Here is a 15,617-nt window from a genome sequence, read left to right on the forward strand (position 1 = left end):
ACTCGTGGAGTCGTGGAAGACCTGCTGCGGTGCCACTCGGATCACCGGCACCCTGTCCTTCGGATGCCTCCGGCCGACGGTTCAAGCCCTCCGGGCGAGCAGCTCCGCCACTGCCTCCGGCCGCTCGAGTGAGATGAAGTGGCCCACTCCTCGCAGCTCCGTGAAGTCGGCGGCGGGCAGCAGCTCCTTGTTGGCCTGCCGGTCCGAGGGCCGGGACCAGTCCTCCTCCCCGTAGAGGAGGTGGACGGGCGCCTTGACGTCGGGGTAGCGCGAGCGGGCCGCGATGAGGCTGGGCAGGTTCCGGTACACGGCACGGGCGACGGTCGGGTAGCCGGGACGGCCGCCCACCTGGAGGAGCTCGTCCACGTAGTCCTCGCGCAACGCGCTCTTGTCGCCCAGGCCGCCCTGAAGGATCTTCGTGAGCGCGGGCTTGGGCTCCACCTGGGCGATCAGCGGGCCCACCCCCGGCATGAGGACACCGCTGACCACCATGCGGGCGAGGAGGCCGGAGCGGGCGATCCCGCCGCGGAAGTCGTAGGTGTTCACCGCGACGACACGCCGTACCCGCTCGGGCAGACCGGCCGCGGTGGTCAGGGCGAGCACCGCCCCCATGGACTCTCCGACCAACGTCACGTCGTGGAGGTCGAGTTCGGTGAGGAGCCGCTCGACACCCGCGCGCATGGCCGGCTCGTCGTACGACGCCCCGGGCACGATCTCGGAGTAGCCCATCCCCGGCAGATCGAGGGCGTACACGGTGTACTGGTCCGCGATCAACGGGATGAGGAGGCGGAAGTGCTCGGCCTGGGTGCGCACGGTGTGCAGCAGGACCAGCGGGGCACCGCTGCCCGCCTTGAGGTAGCGCAGCGTTCCCTCGCGGCGGTGCCGTCCTGCGCGCGGGGCGATGGTGTGGCTGGTGGTCCCCGGGATGTGGATCGTGGGACCGGACTCCTGGCTGGGCATCTCGCCGACCCCCTACTTCGCCAGCTGCTCGTACAGGCCTGCCAGGTCTCCGGCCAGGCCCGCCTTGACCTGCCGGGAGATGTCGTCGGCGAGGACCTCGTACGCACCCGTCTCGACGCCGTCCAGGGCGAGTGCGGCGACGGCACGGGGGTCGGACTTGGGTGAGTCGACGCCGGCCGCCAGGTCGGTGTCCACGTAGCCCACGTGCAGTCCGGTGACGGCGATGCCGCGCGGCTGCAGCTCCAGGCGCAGGGAGTTGGTCTGCGACCACAGGGCGGCCTTGGAGGCGCTGTAGGAGCCGCCGAGGGCGAGCCAGGAGAGCACGGAGTGCACGTTGAGGAGATGGCCGCCGCCGTTGCGCTCGATGACCGGCACGAAGGCGCGGGCGACCAGCAGCGGGCCGTAGAAGTTGGTCTCGAACTCGCGGCGCACGTCGTCGACCGGCGAGTCGAGGAAGGACGCTCCGACGGCCGCACCGGCGTTGTTGATCAGCACGGTGACGTCTTGCGCCTGAGCGGCGGCCGCCGCCACGGACGCCGGGTCGGTGACCTCCAGCGCCACCGGGACCGCGTCCGGATGCGTCACCGTGCGCGGGTCGCGGGCCGTGGCGTAGACCTTGGCGGCGCCGCGCGCATAGAGCTCCTCCACCAGGGCCTTGCCTATCCCCCGGCTGCCGCCGGTGACGAAGACGTTTGCGCCCTTGAGTGCGGTCATGACTGCCTCCACAAATGAGAAACCGAACGGTTTCCACCACAGTAAACCGATCGGTTTCCATGCGCAAGTTCCAGCGAGGGCCGATCGCCTCTGAAACCGGACGCATCCGCGTGCGGCTCCAACCACTCGAAGACGTGCGGGATCCGGGCGCGGGGTGAAAGGCAGCCCCCTGGTGCCCCCGAGGCGGCCGCTCCTTGGATACACCCGGACAGCAGCCTCCTGGGGCTTCTTCTCGGCCGGGATGCGGTACAGCCCCTTGCGGTCGTACCAGCTCGGCGTGGTGGCACCGGCCGCCGGCACCGCCCCCGATGAAGACCAGGGTGACCACGAGCATGCCGGGCGTACCGAGGACGGCCAGGAGGGAGGATGACGCGAACCGTCGGCGCCAGGATCGTCGTGCGTGCCGACGGGACGAGCCGTCGGCGGAGTGGCCTTCGGCGGCGTGACCGGGACGCGGCGACCTCGGCCGCGAACTTCACCCCCAGGGCACCCGGTGCACAGTCGGTGCACGTGCGGCCGGGAACTCCGGGGGTGCAAGGCAAGGGTGTGCGTCAGGCCCAGGCGGTCACCGGCAGGAAGGAGCTGTCCGTCCGGAACAGTTCCGTGCCGTCCGCCTGTTCCACGCGGAGTTGGTAGTTGTAGTGGCGCAGGTAGTACCCGGGGTAGTTGTACGACTCGAAGCGTGCCGAGCCGCTCGTGGTGCCGGTCCGGGCGATGAAGGTGGCGTCCTTCGCGAACGTCGACGTGCCGTCGTTCGGGTCGAAGCGGGCGCGGAAGGAGTAGTGGCGCAGGTAGTTGCCGGACGCGTCGCGGAAGGAGTAGCCGTTCGCGTCCGCGAGGCCGGGGACGACCGTGAAGGTGGACGCCTGCTTCTCGGCCGTCGTGCTGGAGGCGGTCACCACCGGCAGGTTGAGCAGCGAGGACTGCGACTGCCAGTGCCGGGTGGTGTAGTTGACGGAGCGGAAGGAGCGGGTGACGTTCTTGGGGAGGTTCACGCCGCCGGTCACCGTCTCCTTGACCACGGTGAAGTGGCGGGCCGTACCGGAGACGGCGGGGAGGCCCTTCGGCGCGCTCCAGGTGGTGAAGGTGTCGTAGCTGTCGCTGTAGTAGTAGGTGCCGTCGCCGTAGCCGTCGAAGAAGATGCGCCAGCCGCCGTTGTCGAGCTGGACGAGGGCCGGGCCCTCGCGGTAGCTGCCCCAGCCGGCCCAGTTGCCGGTGCGGGAGATGGTGTACGGGCCGGCGAGGTTGGTGGCGGTGGCGTACTCGATGTACTTGGTCGTCTCGTTCTTGGTGAAGGCGTGGTAGGTCGAGCCGAGCTTCACGATGAAGGTGTCGATGTGGTTCTCGCCGATGCCGGACAGGGCGAGCGGCGAACTCCAGGCGGTGAGCCCTGAGTTGGTGGCCTTCAGCAGGTAGGGGGTGAAGATCCACTCGTCGTCCGTGGTGGAGCAGGACACGATGATGTTCACGCTGCCGTCGCTGTCGACGAACCACTCCGGCGCCCAGGCGCGCGAGAGGTTCGCGACGGGCACCGTGTAGTCGTACAGGAACGACCAGGTGAGCCGGTCGGAGCTGCGGGCGAAGCCGATGGTGGTGCTGGGGTCCTGCCAGGTGTGGGTGGTGTAGGTCAGGTAGTAGTAGCCGTTGGTGTGCTTGATGATGCTCGCGTCGCGGATGCGGTTGGCGGGCGGGGTGTAGGCGGCGGACTTCGCGAGGCGGAAGTCGGTGGCGTCGTCCGACTGGTAGACGTTCACCGTGCCGTCGTTGCTGTCCAGGAACGGCACGATGGTGTAGCGGGTGGCCGAGCCGCTGGGCGGGGCGGCGGCGAGCGCGGTACCGAGCAGGCCGGGCACCTCTCCGAGCACCAGTGCGGAGGCGGGCAGGGCGGCCATCGCGCGCAGCAGGCTGCGGCGGGACGGGGTGGGGCGGCGTGTGGTCATGTGCGGCTCTCTCCCTACGACTCAACGTTCGACCAACCGAACGAGGTTCGGAAAGTCGATCAGAAGGTAGGGGTGGCTCCAGGGCACGTCAATGCTTTGCGCAGGAACGGCAGCGCCCTGTGCGGCACCTGTCGCGGACACGGAACTCGCCGTCGGCCCGAGTGCGGTCCACCACCGGGCCCCAGACGTTACCGTTCGGTAGACGACGTGCTCCCGGAGGTGCTCCGCAATGCCGCTCGACCGTTCCGCAGGCCTGATCGACACCGCCCGCGCGCTGGCCGCCGGGGAGATCTCCTCCCGCACGCTGGTCGAGCAGGCCCTGGCGCGGATCGAGGCGACCCGGGACACCCTCAACGCCTTCCGCATCGTCCGCACCGAGGCCGCGCTCGCCGAAGCCGAGGCCGCCGACCGGGAGTTGGCCGCCGGTGCGCGCAAGCCTCTGCTGGGGGTACCGGTCGCCGTGAAGGACGACATGGACGTGGCGGGCGAGCCGACCGCCTTCGGCTGCGCCGGCACCCACCCGGCGGTCACCGAGGACGGGGAGGCGGTACGGCGGCTGCGCGCGGCCGGAGCCGTGATCGTCGGCAAGACCAACACCTGCGAACTCGGGCAGTGGCCGTTCACCGAGGGCCCGGCCTTCGGCGCCACCCGCAATCCATGGCACACCGGGCACACCCCGGGCGGCTCCTCCGGTGGCTCGGCGGCCGCGGTCGCGGCGGGTCTGGTACCGGCCGCGCTCGGCTCGGACGGCGCCGGCTCGGTCCGCATCCCGGCGTCCTGGACCCACCTCGTCGGCGTCAAGCCGCAGCGCGGACGGGTCTCGACCTGGCCGCGCGGCGAGTCCTTCCAGGGCATCACGGTCAACGGCACCCTCGCCAGGACCGTGGCCGACGCGGCTCTCCTCCTCGACGCGGCGAGCGGCAACCATCCGCGCGACCCGCACTGTCCACCCGCCGTCGACGCCCTCGCCGCGGTGGGCCGCGATCCCGGCCGGCTACGGATCGCACTGGCACTGAAGCCGCCGTTCACCGCCGTCCCCGCCCGGCTGCTCCCCGAGGTCCGCGACCGGGTCGTCGGCCTCGCCGGGACACTGGCCGGCCTGGGGCACGCCGTCGAGGAGGCCGACCCGCCGTACGGGCGGATCGGGCTCACCTTCGTGCCGCGGGCGACCGCGGGTATCGCCGAGTGGGTCGCCGACGCGCCCTTCCCCGCGCTGCTCGACCGGCGCACCCGTGACGCCGCCCGGCTGGGCCGGCTCCTCGGCGGCGCCCCGCTGCGCGCGGCCCGCCGTGCGGAGACGGCCCTGCACCGCCGTATCGGCCGCTTCTTCGAGACGTACGACGTGGTGCTCGCGCCGACGACGGCCGCTCCCCCGCCCCGTATCGGGGCCCTGCTGGAGCTGAGCGGGTTCGCCACCGACCGCGCCATGATCGCCGCGTGCCCCTACGCGTGGCCGTGGAACGTCCTCGGGTGGCCCGGCGTCAACGTGCCGGCCGGGTTCACGCCCGGCGGGCTGCCGGTCGGGGCCCAACTGCTCGGCCCCGCGAACAGCGAGCCGCTGCTGCTGTCGCTCGCCGCGCAGTTGGAGGCGGAGCTGCGCTGGCACGAACGGTGGCCGGAGCCGCTCGTGACGGATTCCCCGGCGGTGTGATCCGGCGGAGGGCGGGCACGACGCGGATCTCGGCGGCGGAGGCGGAGCCGGAGGCAGAGGCAGAGGCAGAGGCGAAGGAACCGGAGCCGCCTGCCGCGACCGAGGCGATACGGGACCCGGGGTGAAGGCGGCGGGAGCCGATGCCGGGCGACGAAGGCGGGATGCGGCCACGGCCGCGGCGTCCGCCGCTCAGGCCGTCAACTCGGCGAGTCCTGGCCGGAGATCGCCTGGGCGGGCGTGTCCGCCGACGTCGACGCCGACAACCTGGTGCTGCCCGACGGCGCCCGACGGCATGGCCAGGTGTGCGCGAAGCCGCTCACTGGCCCGGACCGGCGGCCGGCGGCGCCCATGCCCCCGACGGGCAGGGGCCGCAGGGGACTTCCCTCGATGGGCCGTGCCGCCGCCGGGCGCGCGGAAGGTGCCGGTCGAGCGCCGTGCCGGACCGCGGTCGCGGGGCGCACCGGGGCAGCCTCTAGGGTGCCCTCGTGACCGCGTCTACCGAAGAGAACGTTCCGGGCCGCTTCGGCCCCTCCGCCACCACCGAGGCCGAGCCGCGCGAGGCCGGCCGGGTGCGCACCGAGTACTCGCCCGCGTACGACGGCGACCCGGACCCCGGCGAGATCGTCTGGACCTGGGTGCCCTTCGAGGAGAACGACGGGCGGGGCAAGGACCGTCCGGTGCTGGTCGTCGCCCGGGAGGCGGCCGGCACCTTCCTGGCCGTGCAGCTCTCCAGCAAGCGGCACGACGGGGACCGCGAGTGGGTGCCGATCGGCAGCGGGCCCTGGGACCGCTCGGGGCGGGACTCCTGGGTGGACATCGACCGTGTGCTGCGGCTGCACGAGCAGGGCATGCGCCGGGAGGCCTGCGCGCTGGACCGGATGCGGTTCAACCTGGTGGTGCACCGGCTGCGGGAGCGGTACGGCTGGAGCTGATGAACGGGCCGTCACGGCCGTGGATCACGGCCGTGACCGCGCGTCGGCCCGATCACGCCCGGTTCTGCAGCGACGGCTCCGGGAACGCCCGTGCAAACGCTTCCCGGACCGCGCTTCCCGGCGTCCGGTCCAGCACCCCGAACACCACGTGCGCGAACGTCCGCTCGAACCGTCCGCCGGGGCCCAGCAGCGTCCGGAACGCACCCGCCACCTGCGCGGGGTCGTTGCGGAACACGCCGCAGCCCCAGGCGCCGAGGACCAGCCGCCGGTAACCGTGCGCCGCGGCCGTCTCCAGGACGCGTTCAGCACGTACGGCCAGGGTGCGCGGCAGCTCCGACGCCCGCTCCGGCGCCGTGCGCAGCACCACTCCGGCGTTCGGCGCGGCGGCCGTCAGGAAGCCGGCGGTGTACGGCTCGGGCAGGAACCGGCCCCGGTCGTCGCGGAAGACCGGCACAGCGGGTGAGTGGATGACGCGGTCCGTGTAGAACGGGTCCCGGTGGGCCCGGTGGTGGTCGTAGAACTCGGGCGCCCGCAGCAGGCAGGCGTACAGCGCCGAGCCGCGGCACAGGGCTTCCTCCTGGGCCTGGGCACCGTTGAGGTAACCGCCACCGGGGTTGCGGGCGGAGGCGAAGTTGAGGACCGCCACCGGGGCGTCCGCGAGTCTGCGGGCGGCCTCCAGGCTGCTCTCGCCGGTGACCTCGATCCGCGGTTCGGCCGACGCGGTTCCGGAAACCGTTTCCCGAGCGGTTCCGGAAACCGTTTCCCCAACGATTTCCGGGACCGGCACCGGGTCGGGTCCCACCATGCGGGTCCCCTCCCGGGCGGCCTCGACCGCGGCGGCAAGCGGTATCTCGCGCCCGTCGGGCGTGCGGTACATGCCCGCCGCCACGGCCTCTTCCGTCTCCCGCGCGATACCGCGCAGCCGCGCGCTCATGGCGCCACCCCCGTGGACGCCACAGCCGCCTGCCGCACGGTGCGCCGCACGGCGTACCGCGTCCCGCCGGTCGTCACGCCCGTCTCCCCCGTCGTGCTCATGCACGCATCGTGAGCGATGCTGGACAGGCGCTGCAACCGAGTTTTTACCGATCCGGGAACGTCGGCCGGACTCCCCGGAAACGCGCTGGAAACGGTGTGGAAGCGGCGGCTCTCCGGCCCCGGACGCGCCAATGCGCACCCTTGTGCGATTCGGCGAGAGGGTCTTGGGTGGACGAGCGAACCGGTCCGGCGCCACCGAAGCCGGACTGGTGGCATGGTGGACTCTCAGGAGGATCCCGACATGTCCGACACATCGAGCAGCGCCTCGGGGAGTGACTGTACGGAGACCCGTACCGCCCTCACCGAGGCGGAGGTGGAGGCCCTGGTCAAGGGCATCTGCTTCAAGACCGGACCACCGCGCACCGTCGGGGTCGAAGTGGAATGGATCGTCCACGAGCTGCGCGGACCGCGGCTCCCCGTCACACCCGAACGACTCGCTGCGGCCTACGAGGCCCTGCGGACGGTGCCGCTCTCATCGGCGCTCACCGTCGAACCCGGTGGCCAGCTGGAACTCAGCTCGCCGCCCGCCGCCTCCCTGATGGAGTGCGTGACCACCGTCTCCGCCGACCTGGACGCCGTCCGCACGGTCCTGCGCGAGGCGGGACTGGTCCTCGCCGGACTCGGCACCGACCCCTGGCGCCCGCCCCGGCGGTTCCTGCACGAGCCGCGCTACGACGCCATGGAGGCGTGTCTCGACCGCACCGGTCCGGCCGGGCGGGCCATGATGTGCACCTCGGCCTCCGTGCAGGTCTGCCTGGACGCGGGCCACGAGGAGCCCGGCCCGCTGGGCCACGGGCGGCGCTGGTGGCTGGCGCACACGCTGGGCCCGGTCCTGGTCGCCGCCTTCGCCAACTCGCCGATGCTGGGCAGTACTCCGACGGGCTGGCGCTCCACCCGGCAGCTGCTGTGGATGGAGATCGGCGCGGGCCGCGCGGGCGCACCCGCCCTGGACCGGGAACCGCGCGCCGCCTGGGCCCGGCATGTCCTGGACGCCCCGGTGATGTGCGTACGCCGGGACGGCGGCCCGTGGGACGTGCCCGAGGATCTGACCTTCCGGGAGTGGACCCGGTCGGGAACGCCCACTCGGGCGGATCTCGACTACCACGTCTCCACGCTGTTCCCGCCGGTCAGACCGCGTGGCCATCTGGAGCTGCGCATGATCGACGCGCAGCCGGGCGAGAACGGCTGGATCGTGCCGCTCGCCGTGACGACGGCGCTGTTCGACGATCCGGAGGCCGCCGAGAGCACCTATCGGGCCGTGAAACCGCTTGCGGAACGGTCCCGATCACTGCCGGCCCCGCACAATCCGCTGTGGAGCGAGGCCGCCCGCGCGGGCCTGGCCGACCCCGAGCTGCGGGAGACCGCCGTGGCCTGCTTCACGACGGCCCTGGAGGCCCTGCCGCGGATCGGCGCCACCACCGAGGTGACGGACGCCGTCGCCGAGTACCTGGAGCGCTACGTCCGCAAGGGCCGCAGCCCCGCCGACGACCAGCTCGACCGCCTGTGCGGCACCGACGGCCGCACACACGGGAAGGACATCCGTACATGACCGACCTCGCACCCGAGGCGCTGGACGCCGAGGAGCTGCGCGAGCGGGCGTTCACCACCCTCGTCACCGCCCGCGAGCGCACCACCCTGCTGACGAGCTGCGTCGAGGAGCCCGACCTCACCGCCCAGCACTCCCCGCTGATGTCCCCCCTGGTGTGGGACCTCGCTCACATCGGGAACCAGGAAGAACTGTGGCTGCTGCGCGCGGTGGCCGGCCGTGAGGCCATGCGCCCCGAGATCGACGGGTTGTACGACGCCTTCGAGCACCCGCGGTCCGAGCGGCCCTCGCTGCCGCTGCTGCCGCCCGCCGAGGCCCGCGCCTACGCGGCGGAGGTGCGCGGACGCGTCCTGGACGTGCTGGAGTCGGCCGACTTCGACGGAACGCGGCTCACGGAGGCCGGTTTCGCCTTCGGGATGGTCGCCCAGCACGAACAGCAGCACGACGAGACGATGCTGATCACCCATCAGCTCCGCACGGGCCCGCAGGCCCTGACCGCCCCCGACCCGGAGCCGGCCCCGCTGTACACCGGCCCGTCCGAAGTGCTCGTGCCGGGCGGCCCGTTCACGATGGGCACCTCCGGCGAGCCGTGGGCGCTGGACAACGAGAAGCCCGCGCACCGGCGTGAGGTGGCGGCGTTCCACATCGACACCACGCCGGTGACCAACGGCGCCTACCAGGCGTTCATCGCCGACGGCGGTTACGACGACGCCCGCTGGTGGACGCCGGAGGGCTGGTCCCACATCCGCCGGCACAGGATCGTCGCCCCGCTGTTCTGGCACCGCGACGGCAGGCAGTGGCTCCGCCGTCGCTTCGGCGTCACCGAGGTCGTGCCGCCCGAGGAGCCGGTGCTGCACGTGTGCTGGTACGAGGCAGACGCCTACGCCCGCTGGGCCGGGCGGCGGCTGCCCACCGAGGCCGAGTGGGAGAAGGCGGCCCGCTTCGACCCGGCGACCGGCGGCTCGATGCGCTACCCGTGGGGCGACGCCGACCCCGCGCCCGAGCACGCCAACCTGGGCCAGCGCCATCTGCGCCCGGCCCCCGCCGGCAGCTATCCGGCGGGCGAATCCCCGCTGGGCGTACGGCAGTTGATCGGTGACGTGTGGGAGTGGACGTCGAGCGACTTCCAGCCCTATCCCGGTTTCCGGGTGTTCCCGTACAAGGAGTACTCCGAGGTCTTCTTCGGCCCCGAGCACAAGGTGCTGCGCGGCGGTTCGTTCGCGGTGGACCCGGTGGCCTGCCGGGGCACCTTCCGCAACTGGGACTATCCGATCCGGCGGCAGATCTTCTCCGGCTTCCGCACCGCCCGCACGGGGGCTGCCTGATGTGCCGTCATATCGCGTACCTGGGATCGGAGGAGCCGTTCGGCCGACTCCTGGTGGAGCCCCCGCACGGCCTGTACCGCCAGTCGTGGGCACCGCGCAGACAGCGGTACGGCACGGTCAACGCCGATGGCTTCGGGGTGGGTTGGTTCGCCGGGGACGACCCCGTGCCGGCCCGCTACCGCCGGGCCGGGCCGATCTGGGCCGACCTGTCCTTCGCCGACCTGGCCCGCGTCGTGCGCAGCCGGGCGGTGCTGGCCGCCGTACGGGACGCGACGCTGGCCGGGGCGGACGCGGAGGCCGCGGCGGCGCCGTTCGCGGCGGGGCCCTGGCTGTTCAGCCACAACGGGGCCGTGCCGGGATGGCCGGGGTCCCTGGAGCCGCTCGCGCGGTCGCTGCCGGCCGCCGCGGTGCTGTCGATGGAGGCGCGCAACGACTCGGCGTTCGTGTGGGCGCTGGTCCTGGCCCGGCTGCGCGCCGGGGACACGGAGGGCCAGGCACTCGCCGACACCGTGCAGGAGGTCGCCGCGGCGGCCCCCGGCTCCCGCCTCAACCTGCTGCTGAGCAACGGCGACGCCGTCACCGCGACGGCCTGGGGGGACACCCTCTGGTACCTGACGGAGCCCGGCCGCACGGTCGTGGCCTCCGAGCCCTACGACGACGATCCGCGCTGGCAGGAGGTCCCCGACCGCACCCTGCTCGCGGCGACCCGCACCGAGGTGCTGCTCACCCCGCTGAAGGACCCGAGCGTGGACGCGGCGCCCGTACGACCCGAGGAGACCGGCTCGTGAGCCCCTTCCAGATCACCCGCACCCTCCCCGAGGACGCCACGGACGCCGCCCTGCGCGCCGACGTCCTCCAGGGCCTCACCGCCACCCCCAAGACGCTGCCGCCCAAGTGGTTCTACGACGCGCACGGCAGCGAACTGTTCGAGCGGATCACCGAGTTGCCCGAGTACTACCCGACGCGGGCCGAGCGCGAGATCCTCGTCGACCGGGCCGGTGAGATCGCCGCCGCGGCCGCCGCCCGCACCCTCGTCGAGCTGGGCTCGGGGTCCTCGGAGAAGACCCGCCATGTCATCGACGCGATGACGGACCTGGACACCTATGTGCCCGTCGACGTCAGCGAGAGCGCCCTCACCGGGGCCGGACGGGCGTTGGCCGCCGAGCGGCCGGGACTGTCCGTCCATGCCCTGATCGCCGACTTCACCGCTCCGCTGACGCTCCCGGACACCCCGGGTCCGCGGCTGCTGGCGTTCCTCGGCGGCACGATCGGCAACCTCCTCCCCGAGGAGCGCGCGGCCTTCCTCGGCTCGGTCCGCGCGCTGCTCTCGCCGGGCGACGCGCTGCTGCTCGGCACGGACCTCGTCAAGGACGAGGAGGTGCTGGTGAGGGCGTACGACGACGCGGCCGGGGTGACGGCCGCGTTCGACAAGAACGTCCTGACCGTCGTCAACCGTGAGCTGGGCGCCGACTTCGACCCCGGCGCCTTCGACCATGTCGCGCTCTGGGACGCGGAGAACGAGTGGATCGAGATGCGGCTGCGGTCCCGCACGGCGCAGACGGTGAAGCTCCCCGCGCTGGATCTCGCCGTCGACTTCGCGGCGGGCGAGGAGCTGCGCACGGAGGTGTCGGCGAAGTTCCGCGAGGAGGGCGTACGTGCCGAACTGTCCGCGGTGGGATTCGAGTTGTCCCGCTGGTGGACGGACCGGGAGGGCCGCTTCGCGCTCTCGCTGAGCACCGTGCGGTAGGCCCGTGGCAGGGCCGGCCGGTCAGCCCGCGGACACCGTCAGCGCCTCCGTGATGCTGCGGGAGGCGCGGCGGGCCTCCGTCGCCGGATCGGCTCCGCCGAGCACCTTGGTCATGTACGTCTTGATCGGGTTGTCCGCCTCCACGGCGGCCCACTCGGGCGTGCTGGGGGTCGCCCGGCCCTGTGCGGCCCCCGCCGCCATGGCCGCGACCCCCTCCTCGCCCGCGACGGCCGACGCCAGCTTCGCCTTGTTGGGCACGTAGTTCATGGTGCGGGCGAGGTCGGTGTTCCACTCGGCGCCGGCCAGCGCGGCGACCACGGCGACGGCCCCCTCGCGCTGGTCGGTGTTGCGGGGGACGACGAGGTCGGAGCCGCCGATGAAGACGGCACCGGGCTTGGCCGCCGCCTTCCCCGGCACGGGGAAGTACCCCAATTTTCCCTCCAGGTCCGGGTTCTGCTGGATCACCGCCCGCGCGAGGCCGGGGACGGCGACGATCTGGGCCACCTTGCCCGCGGCGAACACCCCTGCCTGGGGCGGGTGTTCCTCGTCGGCGTCGGCCGGGCCCGCGCCGAGGGACTGAAGGCGCTGGTAGAACTTCATTCCGCGCAGGGCGGCCGGCGTGTCCAGGCTGCCCTCCCAGCGGCCGCTGTCCTCCGTGGCGAGGTCGCCGCCCTCGTCCCAGATGAAACCGGTGAGGGTGTACCAGTCCTGGCCGGCCAGGTAGATGCCCTGGTTCCCGTCCGAGTTCAGCTTCCCGGTGGCGGCCAGCCACTCCTCGCGGGTGCGCGGCGGTGCGGTGATGCCGGCCTGGTCGAAGAGGTCCTTGCGGTAGATCACGACTCGGTTGGCCGCGTACCAGGGGATGCCGTACTGGTGGAAGCGGCGTTGTCCGGGATCGGCGAGGCCGGGCAGCCACTCGTCCTTGTCCCACTTGGCCACGGACTCCAGGGTCAGGTCGAGCAACCGGTTGCCGTCCACGTACCGCGGGACCTGGGTGTTGCCGACCTCGATGACGTCCGGTGCGTCCTCGCCGTCGCCGTCCAGGGCCGTCTGGACCTTCCCGCCGATGCCGGTCCACTCCTGGATGCGGATGTCCAGGTCGAGGTCGGGGTGGTCGCGTTCGAAGTCCTCGGTGAACCGGTCCAGGAAGTCCTGCGAGGCGCTGTCCTTCATCAGCCAGACGGTGACGGTGTGCCGGTCGCTCCCACCGATGCCGGGCACGGCACCGCAGCCGGTGAGGAGGGAGGCGGTCACGCAGAGGAGGGCGAGGAGGCGACGTCTCACGGGGGTCCTGTTCTGCCTGGTGGACAGGGATGAGAGGCCCGGCGTGGGGGAACGAGCATGGTTGCTCGAACGGGTGTGCAGGATTTTGGTATGGACCAATGCGGAGGTCAAGGGGGAACAGGCCCGCAGCTCCGACGCCTCGCGCTCCGCCGCAGCTTGGGGCACGGTGGAGTGACGCGTGACACAGGTGACACCGCCGTCACGGCCGAGAGGAGCACCCGCATGTCGAACCACACCTACCGGGTCACGGAGATCGTCGGCACCTCGCCCGACAGCGTGGACCAGGCGATCCGCAACGGCATCTCCCGCGCCTCGCAGACCCTGCGGCATCTGGACTGGTTCGAGGTGACCCAGGTGCGCGGCCAGATCGAGAACGGCGACGTCGCGCACTGGCAGGTGGGCCTCAAGGTCGGCTTCCGCCTGGACGCGCCGGAGTGACACGGGGCGGTCGGCCGGCCACGGCGGCGCGGCCGGCCGGGCCCACGGCGGCACGGGCGGTCGGGCCCACGGCGGCACGGGCGGTCGGGCCTGCGGGTCGCCGGACGAAGTGACAGGCGGCGGCCCGGCGCTCGGGCCGTCGCGGCGTCAGGTACGGCCCTCCCGCTCCTGCGCGACGCGCAGCGCGGCCGAGGGGTCCGCCCAGCGTGCCCGGATCACGGTGAAGCCGGCCGCCTCCGCGTCGTCGCAGACCAGTTCGTCGTCGTCCACCAGGACCCGTACCTCGCGGTCCTTGCCGAGCCGGCGCAGGATCTCCATCTTGGTGCGGCGGGCGGGCCGACGGTCACCGTCGCGCCGCATGTACACCCGCCCCTCGGGCAGTCCGTACCGGTCGAGCCACTCGCGCGTGTCCGACCCGCAGCGCTCGGGCCGCCCGGTCAGGTAGACGACCTCGCACTCCCGCGCGCTCTCCACGGCGAGGGCGATCCCCTCCGCGAGGGGCGGGTCCTGCGGCGCCGCCGCGAAGAAGGCGTCCCAGTCGCGCGGCTTGCGCTCCAGGAACCGCTGCCGGTGCGCGGTGTCGGCGAGGGTGTTGTCCAGGTCGAACACGGCGAGGGGCCGCCTGCTGCTGTCGGTCACATCACCACCCTAGAGACCTCCCACAGCCGGGCAACCTCGCGGCCCGCCAATTGCTAATGGAACCCATTTTCATATAGCGTCCTCGGTGCTCAGCCCGACGAGGAGGTTCCCCATGGCCGTGCCCAAGCGGAAGATGTCCCGCAGCAACACCCGTCATCGCCGCGCCCAGTGGAAGGCGATCACGCCGGCACTCGTCCCCGTCACCGTGGACGGGGTGCGCCACCTCGTCCCGCAGCACCTGGTGCGGGCGTACGAACGCGGTCTGCTGGGGCCTGAGGGCTGACCGGCGACGCCGTACGGGAATCCCGGCGCCCACCGCGCGTTGAACACCGTGTGAGCTCTGTGATCGAAGCCGCCCGGTTCTCCGTCCTCGACCGTTCCCGCACCCGCGAGGGCCATCCGGCCGACGCGGCGCTGCGGGACACCGTGGCGCTGGCGCGAGAGGTGGAAGCACTCGGTTACGAGCGTTTCTGGGTGGCCGAGCACCATGGAGTGCCCGGGGTGGCCGGCTCCGCGCCGACCGTCCTGGCCGCCGCCGTGGCCGCCGCGACCAGCACGATCCGGGTCGGCACCGGCGGGGTCATGCTGCCCAACCACCGGCCGCTGGTGGTCGCCGAGCAGTTCGGGGTGCTGGAGTCGCTGTTCCCCGGCCGGATCGACATGGGTCTGGGCCGGTCGGTCGGCTTCACCGACGGGGTCCGCAGGGCGCTGGGACGCGACAAGGACGACGCCGAGGACTTCGGCGCCCAGGTACGGGAGTTGCTCGGCTGGTTCCGCGGCACCTCACCGACCGGCGTGCACGCGCGCCCCGCCGAGGGGCTGACCGTGCCGCCGTTCGTGCTGGCCATGGGCGAGGGGGCGCGGATCGCGGCGGAGGCGGGTCTGCCGATGGTCATCGGTGATCTGCGCGACCGGGACCGGCTGCGGCGCGGGGTCGACGACTACCGCGCCCGTTTCCGCCCCTCCCCCTGGGCCGCGGAACCGTACGTCGTCGTCTCGGGGACGGTCGCCGTCGCCGCGACGCCCGAGGAGGCCCGGCGGCTGCTGATCCCGGAGGCCTGGTCGATGGCGTACTCGCGCACGCACGGGACGTTCCCGCCACTGCCGCCGGCCGAGCGGGTCGAGGCCCTTTCGATGACCACGCGGGAACGCGGTTTCTACGAGTCCGGCCTTGAAGGCCAGATCGCGGGCACCGAGGAACAGGTCGCCGACGAACTGGCGACGGTGCTCAAGGACACGGGGGCCCAGGAGGTCCTCGTCACCACCAGCACCTACGACCGGCGGGCGCTGCTCGACTCCTACCGGCGGCTGGCGGCCGTCGTGCACGGACACCGGGAGCCGCGCTCCTGAATCCGTGAACCGGGTCGCGGAGCTTGGTACGGGCGGCGGTTCCGTGCCGCCGCCCG

General features: G+C 72.6%; 15 protein-coding genes. 9 read left to right on the forward strand and 6 right to left on the reverse strand.

Annotated features, from left to right (window positions below; genetic code table 11):
* Positions 1-81 precede the first annotated feature (81 nt).
* The 3 genes from ACFWJX_RS19240 to ACFWJX_RS19250 all read right to left on the reverse strand — a co-directional run bounded on the left by ACFWJX_RS19240 (position 82) and on the right by ACFWJX_RS19250 (position 3,614).
* Positions 82-960, reverse strand: a complete 879-nt coding sequence (locus ACFWJX_RS19240; protein ID WP_383244295.1) for an alpha/beta fold hydrolase — start codon at positions 958-960, stop codon at positions 82-84.
* A gap of 12 nt (positions 961-972) precedes the next feature.
* Complete coding sequence (locus ACFWJX_RS19245; RefSeq protein ID WP_383244298.1) at positions 973-1,674, reverse strand: SDR family oxidoreductase; 702 nt, start codon at positions 1,672-1,674, stop codon at positions 973-975.
* 551 nt (positions 1,675-2,225) lie between these two features.
* Entirely contained in the window at positions 2,226-3,614 is a 1,389-nt protein-coding gene (locus tag ACFWJX_RS19250; RefSeq protein ID WP_383244300.1) for a glycoside hydrolase family 43 protein, read from the reverse strand.
* Positions 3,615-3,843: 229 nt separating this feature from the next.
* Here ACFWJX_RS19250 and ACFWJX_RS19255 point away from each other — a divergent pair, with 229 nt between their 5' ends.
* Complete coding sequence (locus ACFWJX_RS19255) at positions 3,844-5,265, forward strand: amidase (RefSeq protein ID WP_383244303.1); 1,422 nt, start codon at positions 3,844-3,846, stop codon at positions 5,263-5,265.
* Positions 5,266-5,750: 485 nt separating this feature from the next.
* A complete protein-coding gene (locus tag ACFWJX_RS19260; protein WP_383244306.1) occupies positions 5,751-6,197 on the forward strand; it encodes a type II toxin-antitoxin system PemK/MazF family toxin in 447 nt (148 codons plus the stop codon).
* A 52-nt stretch (positions 6,198-6,249) separates the two neighbouring features.
* Here the strand turns inward: ACFWJX_RS19260 and ACFWJX_RS19265 are convergent, their stop codons facing one another.
* Positions 6,250-7,131, reverse strand: coding sequence for a TIGR02452 family protein (locus tag ACFWJX_RS19265; protein ID WP_383244308.1), 882 nt, complete (start codon positions 7,129-7,131; stop codon positions 6,250-6,252).
* Positions 7,132-7,473: 342 nt separating this feature from the next.
* Between ACFWJX_RS19265 and egtA the strand changes: the two genes are divergently transcribed.
* From egtA to egtD, 4 genes are read left to right on the forward strand one after another with little or no spacing between them, the layout of a single operon-like run.
* Complete coding sequence (gene egtA / locus ACFWJX_RS19270; protein ID WP_383244310.1) at positions 7,474-8,781, forward strand: ergothioneine biosynthesis glutamate--cysteine ligase EgtA; 1,308 nt, start codon at positions 7,474-7,476, stop codon at positions 8,779-8,781.
* Positions 8,778-10,103 carry an ergothioneine biosynthesis protein EgtB gene (gene egtB, locus ACFWJX_RS19275; protein ID WP_383244312.1) on the forward strand — a complete coding sequence of 442 codons (1,326 nt, stop codon included), beginning with the start codon at positions 8,778-8,780 and terminating at the stop codon, positions 10,101-10,103. The genes egtA and egtB overlap by 4 nt, the downstream gene beginning before the upstream one ends.
* Positions 10,103-10,891, forward strand: coding sequence for an ergothioneine biosynthesis protein EgtC (egtC, locus tag ACFWJX_RS19280; RefSeq protein WP_383244315.1), 789 nt, complete (start codon positions 10,103-10,105; stop codon positions 10,889-10,891). Before egtB ends, egtC begins: the two co-directional genes overlap by 1 nt.
* On the forward strand, positions 10,888-11,850 hold the full coding sequence (gene egtD, locus ACFWJX_RS19285) for an L-histidine N(alpha)-methyltransferase (protein WP_383244318.1): 963 nt from the start codon (positions 10,888-10,890) through the stop codon (positions 11,848-11,850). Before egtC ends, egtD begins: the two co-directional genes overlap by 4 nt.
* A gap of 21 nt (positions 11,851-11,871) precedes the next feature.
* On the opposite strand, the gene ACFWJX_RS19290 is transcribed toward egtD, so the two are convergent.
* Positions 11,872-13,134: an extracellular solute-binding protein gene (locus tag ACFWJX_RS19290; RefSeq protein ID WP_383244322.1), complete on the reverse strand. Its 1,263-nt coding sequence runs from the start codon at positions 13,132-13,134 to the stop codon at positions 11,872-11,874.
* Between the two features lie 222 nt (positions 13,135-13,356).
* Here ACFWJX_RS19290 and ACFWJX_RS19295 point away from each other — a divergent pair, with 222 nt between their 5' ends.
* A complete protein-coding gene (locus ACFWJX_RS19295) occupies positions 13,357-13,572 on the forward strand; it encodes a dodecin (RefSeq protein ID WP_086765982.1) in 216 nt (71 codons plus the stop codon).
* Between the two features lie 147 nt (positions 13,573-13,719).
* On the opposite strand, the gene ACFWJX_RS19300 is transcribed toward ACFWJX_RS19295, so the two are convergent.
* Positions 13,720-14,211 carry a hypothetical protein gene (locus ACFWJX_RS19300; protein WP_383244325.1) on the reverse strand — a complete coding sequence of 164 codons (492 nt, stop codon included), beginning with the start codon at positions 14,209-14,211 and terminating at the stop codon, positions 13,720-13,722.
* A gap of 112 nt (positions 14,212-14,323) precedes the next feature.
* Between ACFWJX_RS19300 and rpmF the strand changes: the two genes are divergently transcribed.
* A complete protein-coding gene (gene rpmF / locus ACFWJX_RS19305) occupies positions 14,324-14,494 on the forward strand; it encodes a 50S ribosomal protein L32 (protein WP_383244328.1) in 171 nt (56 codons plus the stop codon).
* A gap of 50 nt (positions 14,495-14,544) precedes the next feature.
* Entirely contained in the window at positions 14,545-15,561 is a 1,017-nt protein-coding gene (locus tag ACFWJX_RS19310) for an LLM class flavin-dependent oxidoreductase (RefSeq protein WP_383244330.1), read from the forward strand.
* Positions 15,562-15,617: the final 56 nt, after the last annotated feature.

Source organism: Streptomyces sp. NPDC058335, assembly GCF_042723915.1.
Taxonomy (GTDB): Bacteria; Actinomycetota; Actinomycetes; order Streptomycetales; family Streptomycetaceae; genus Streptomyces.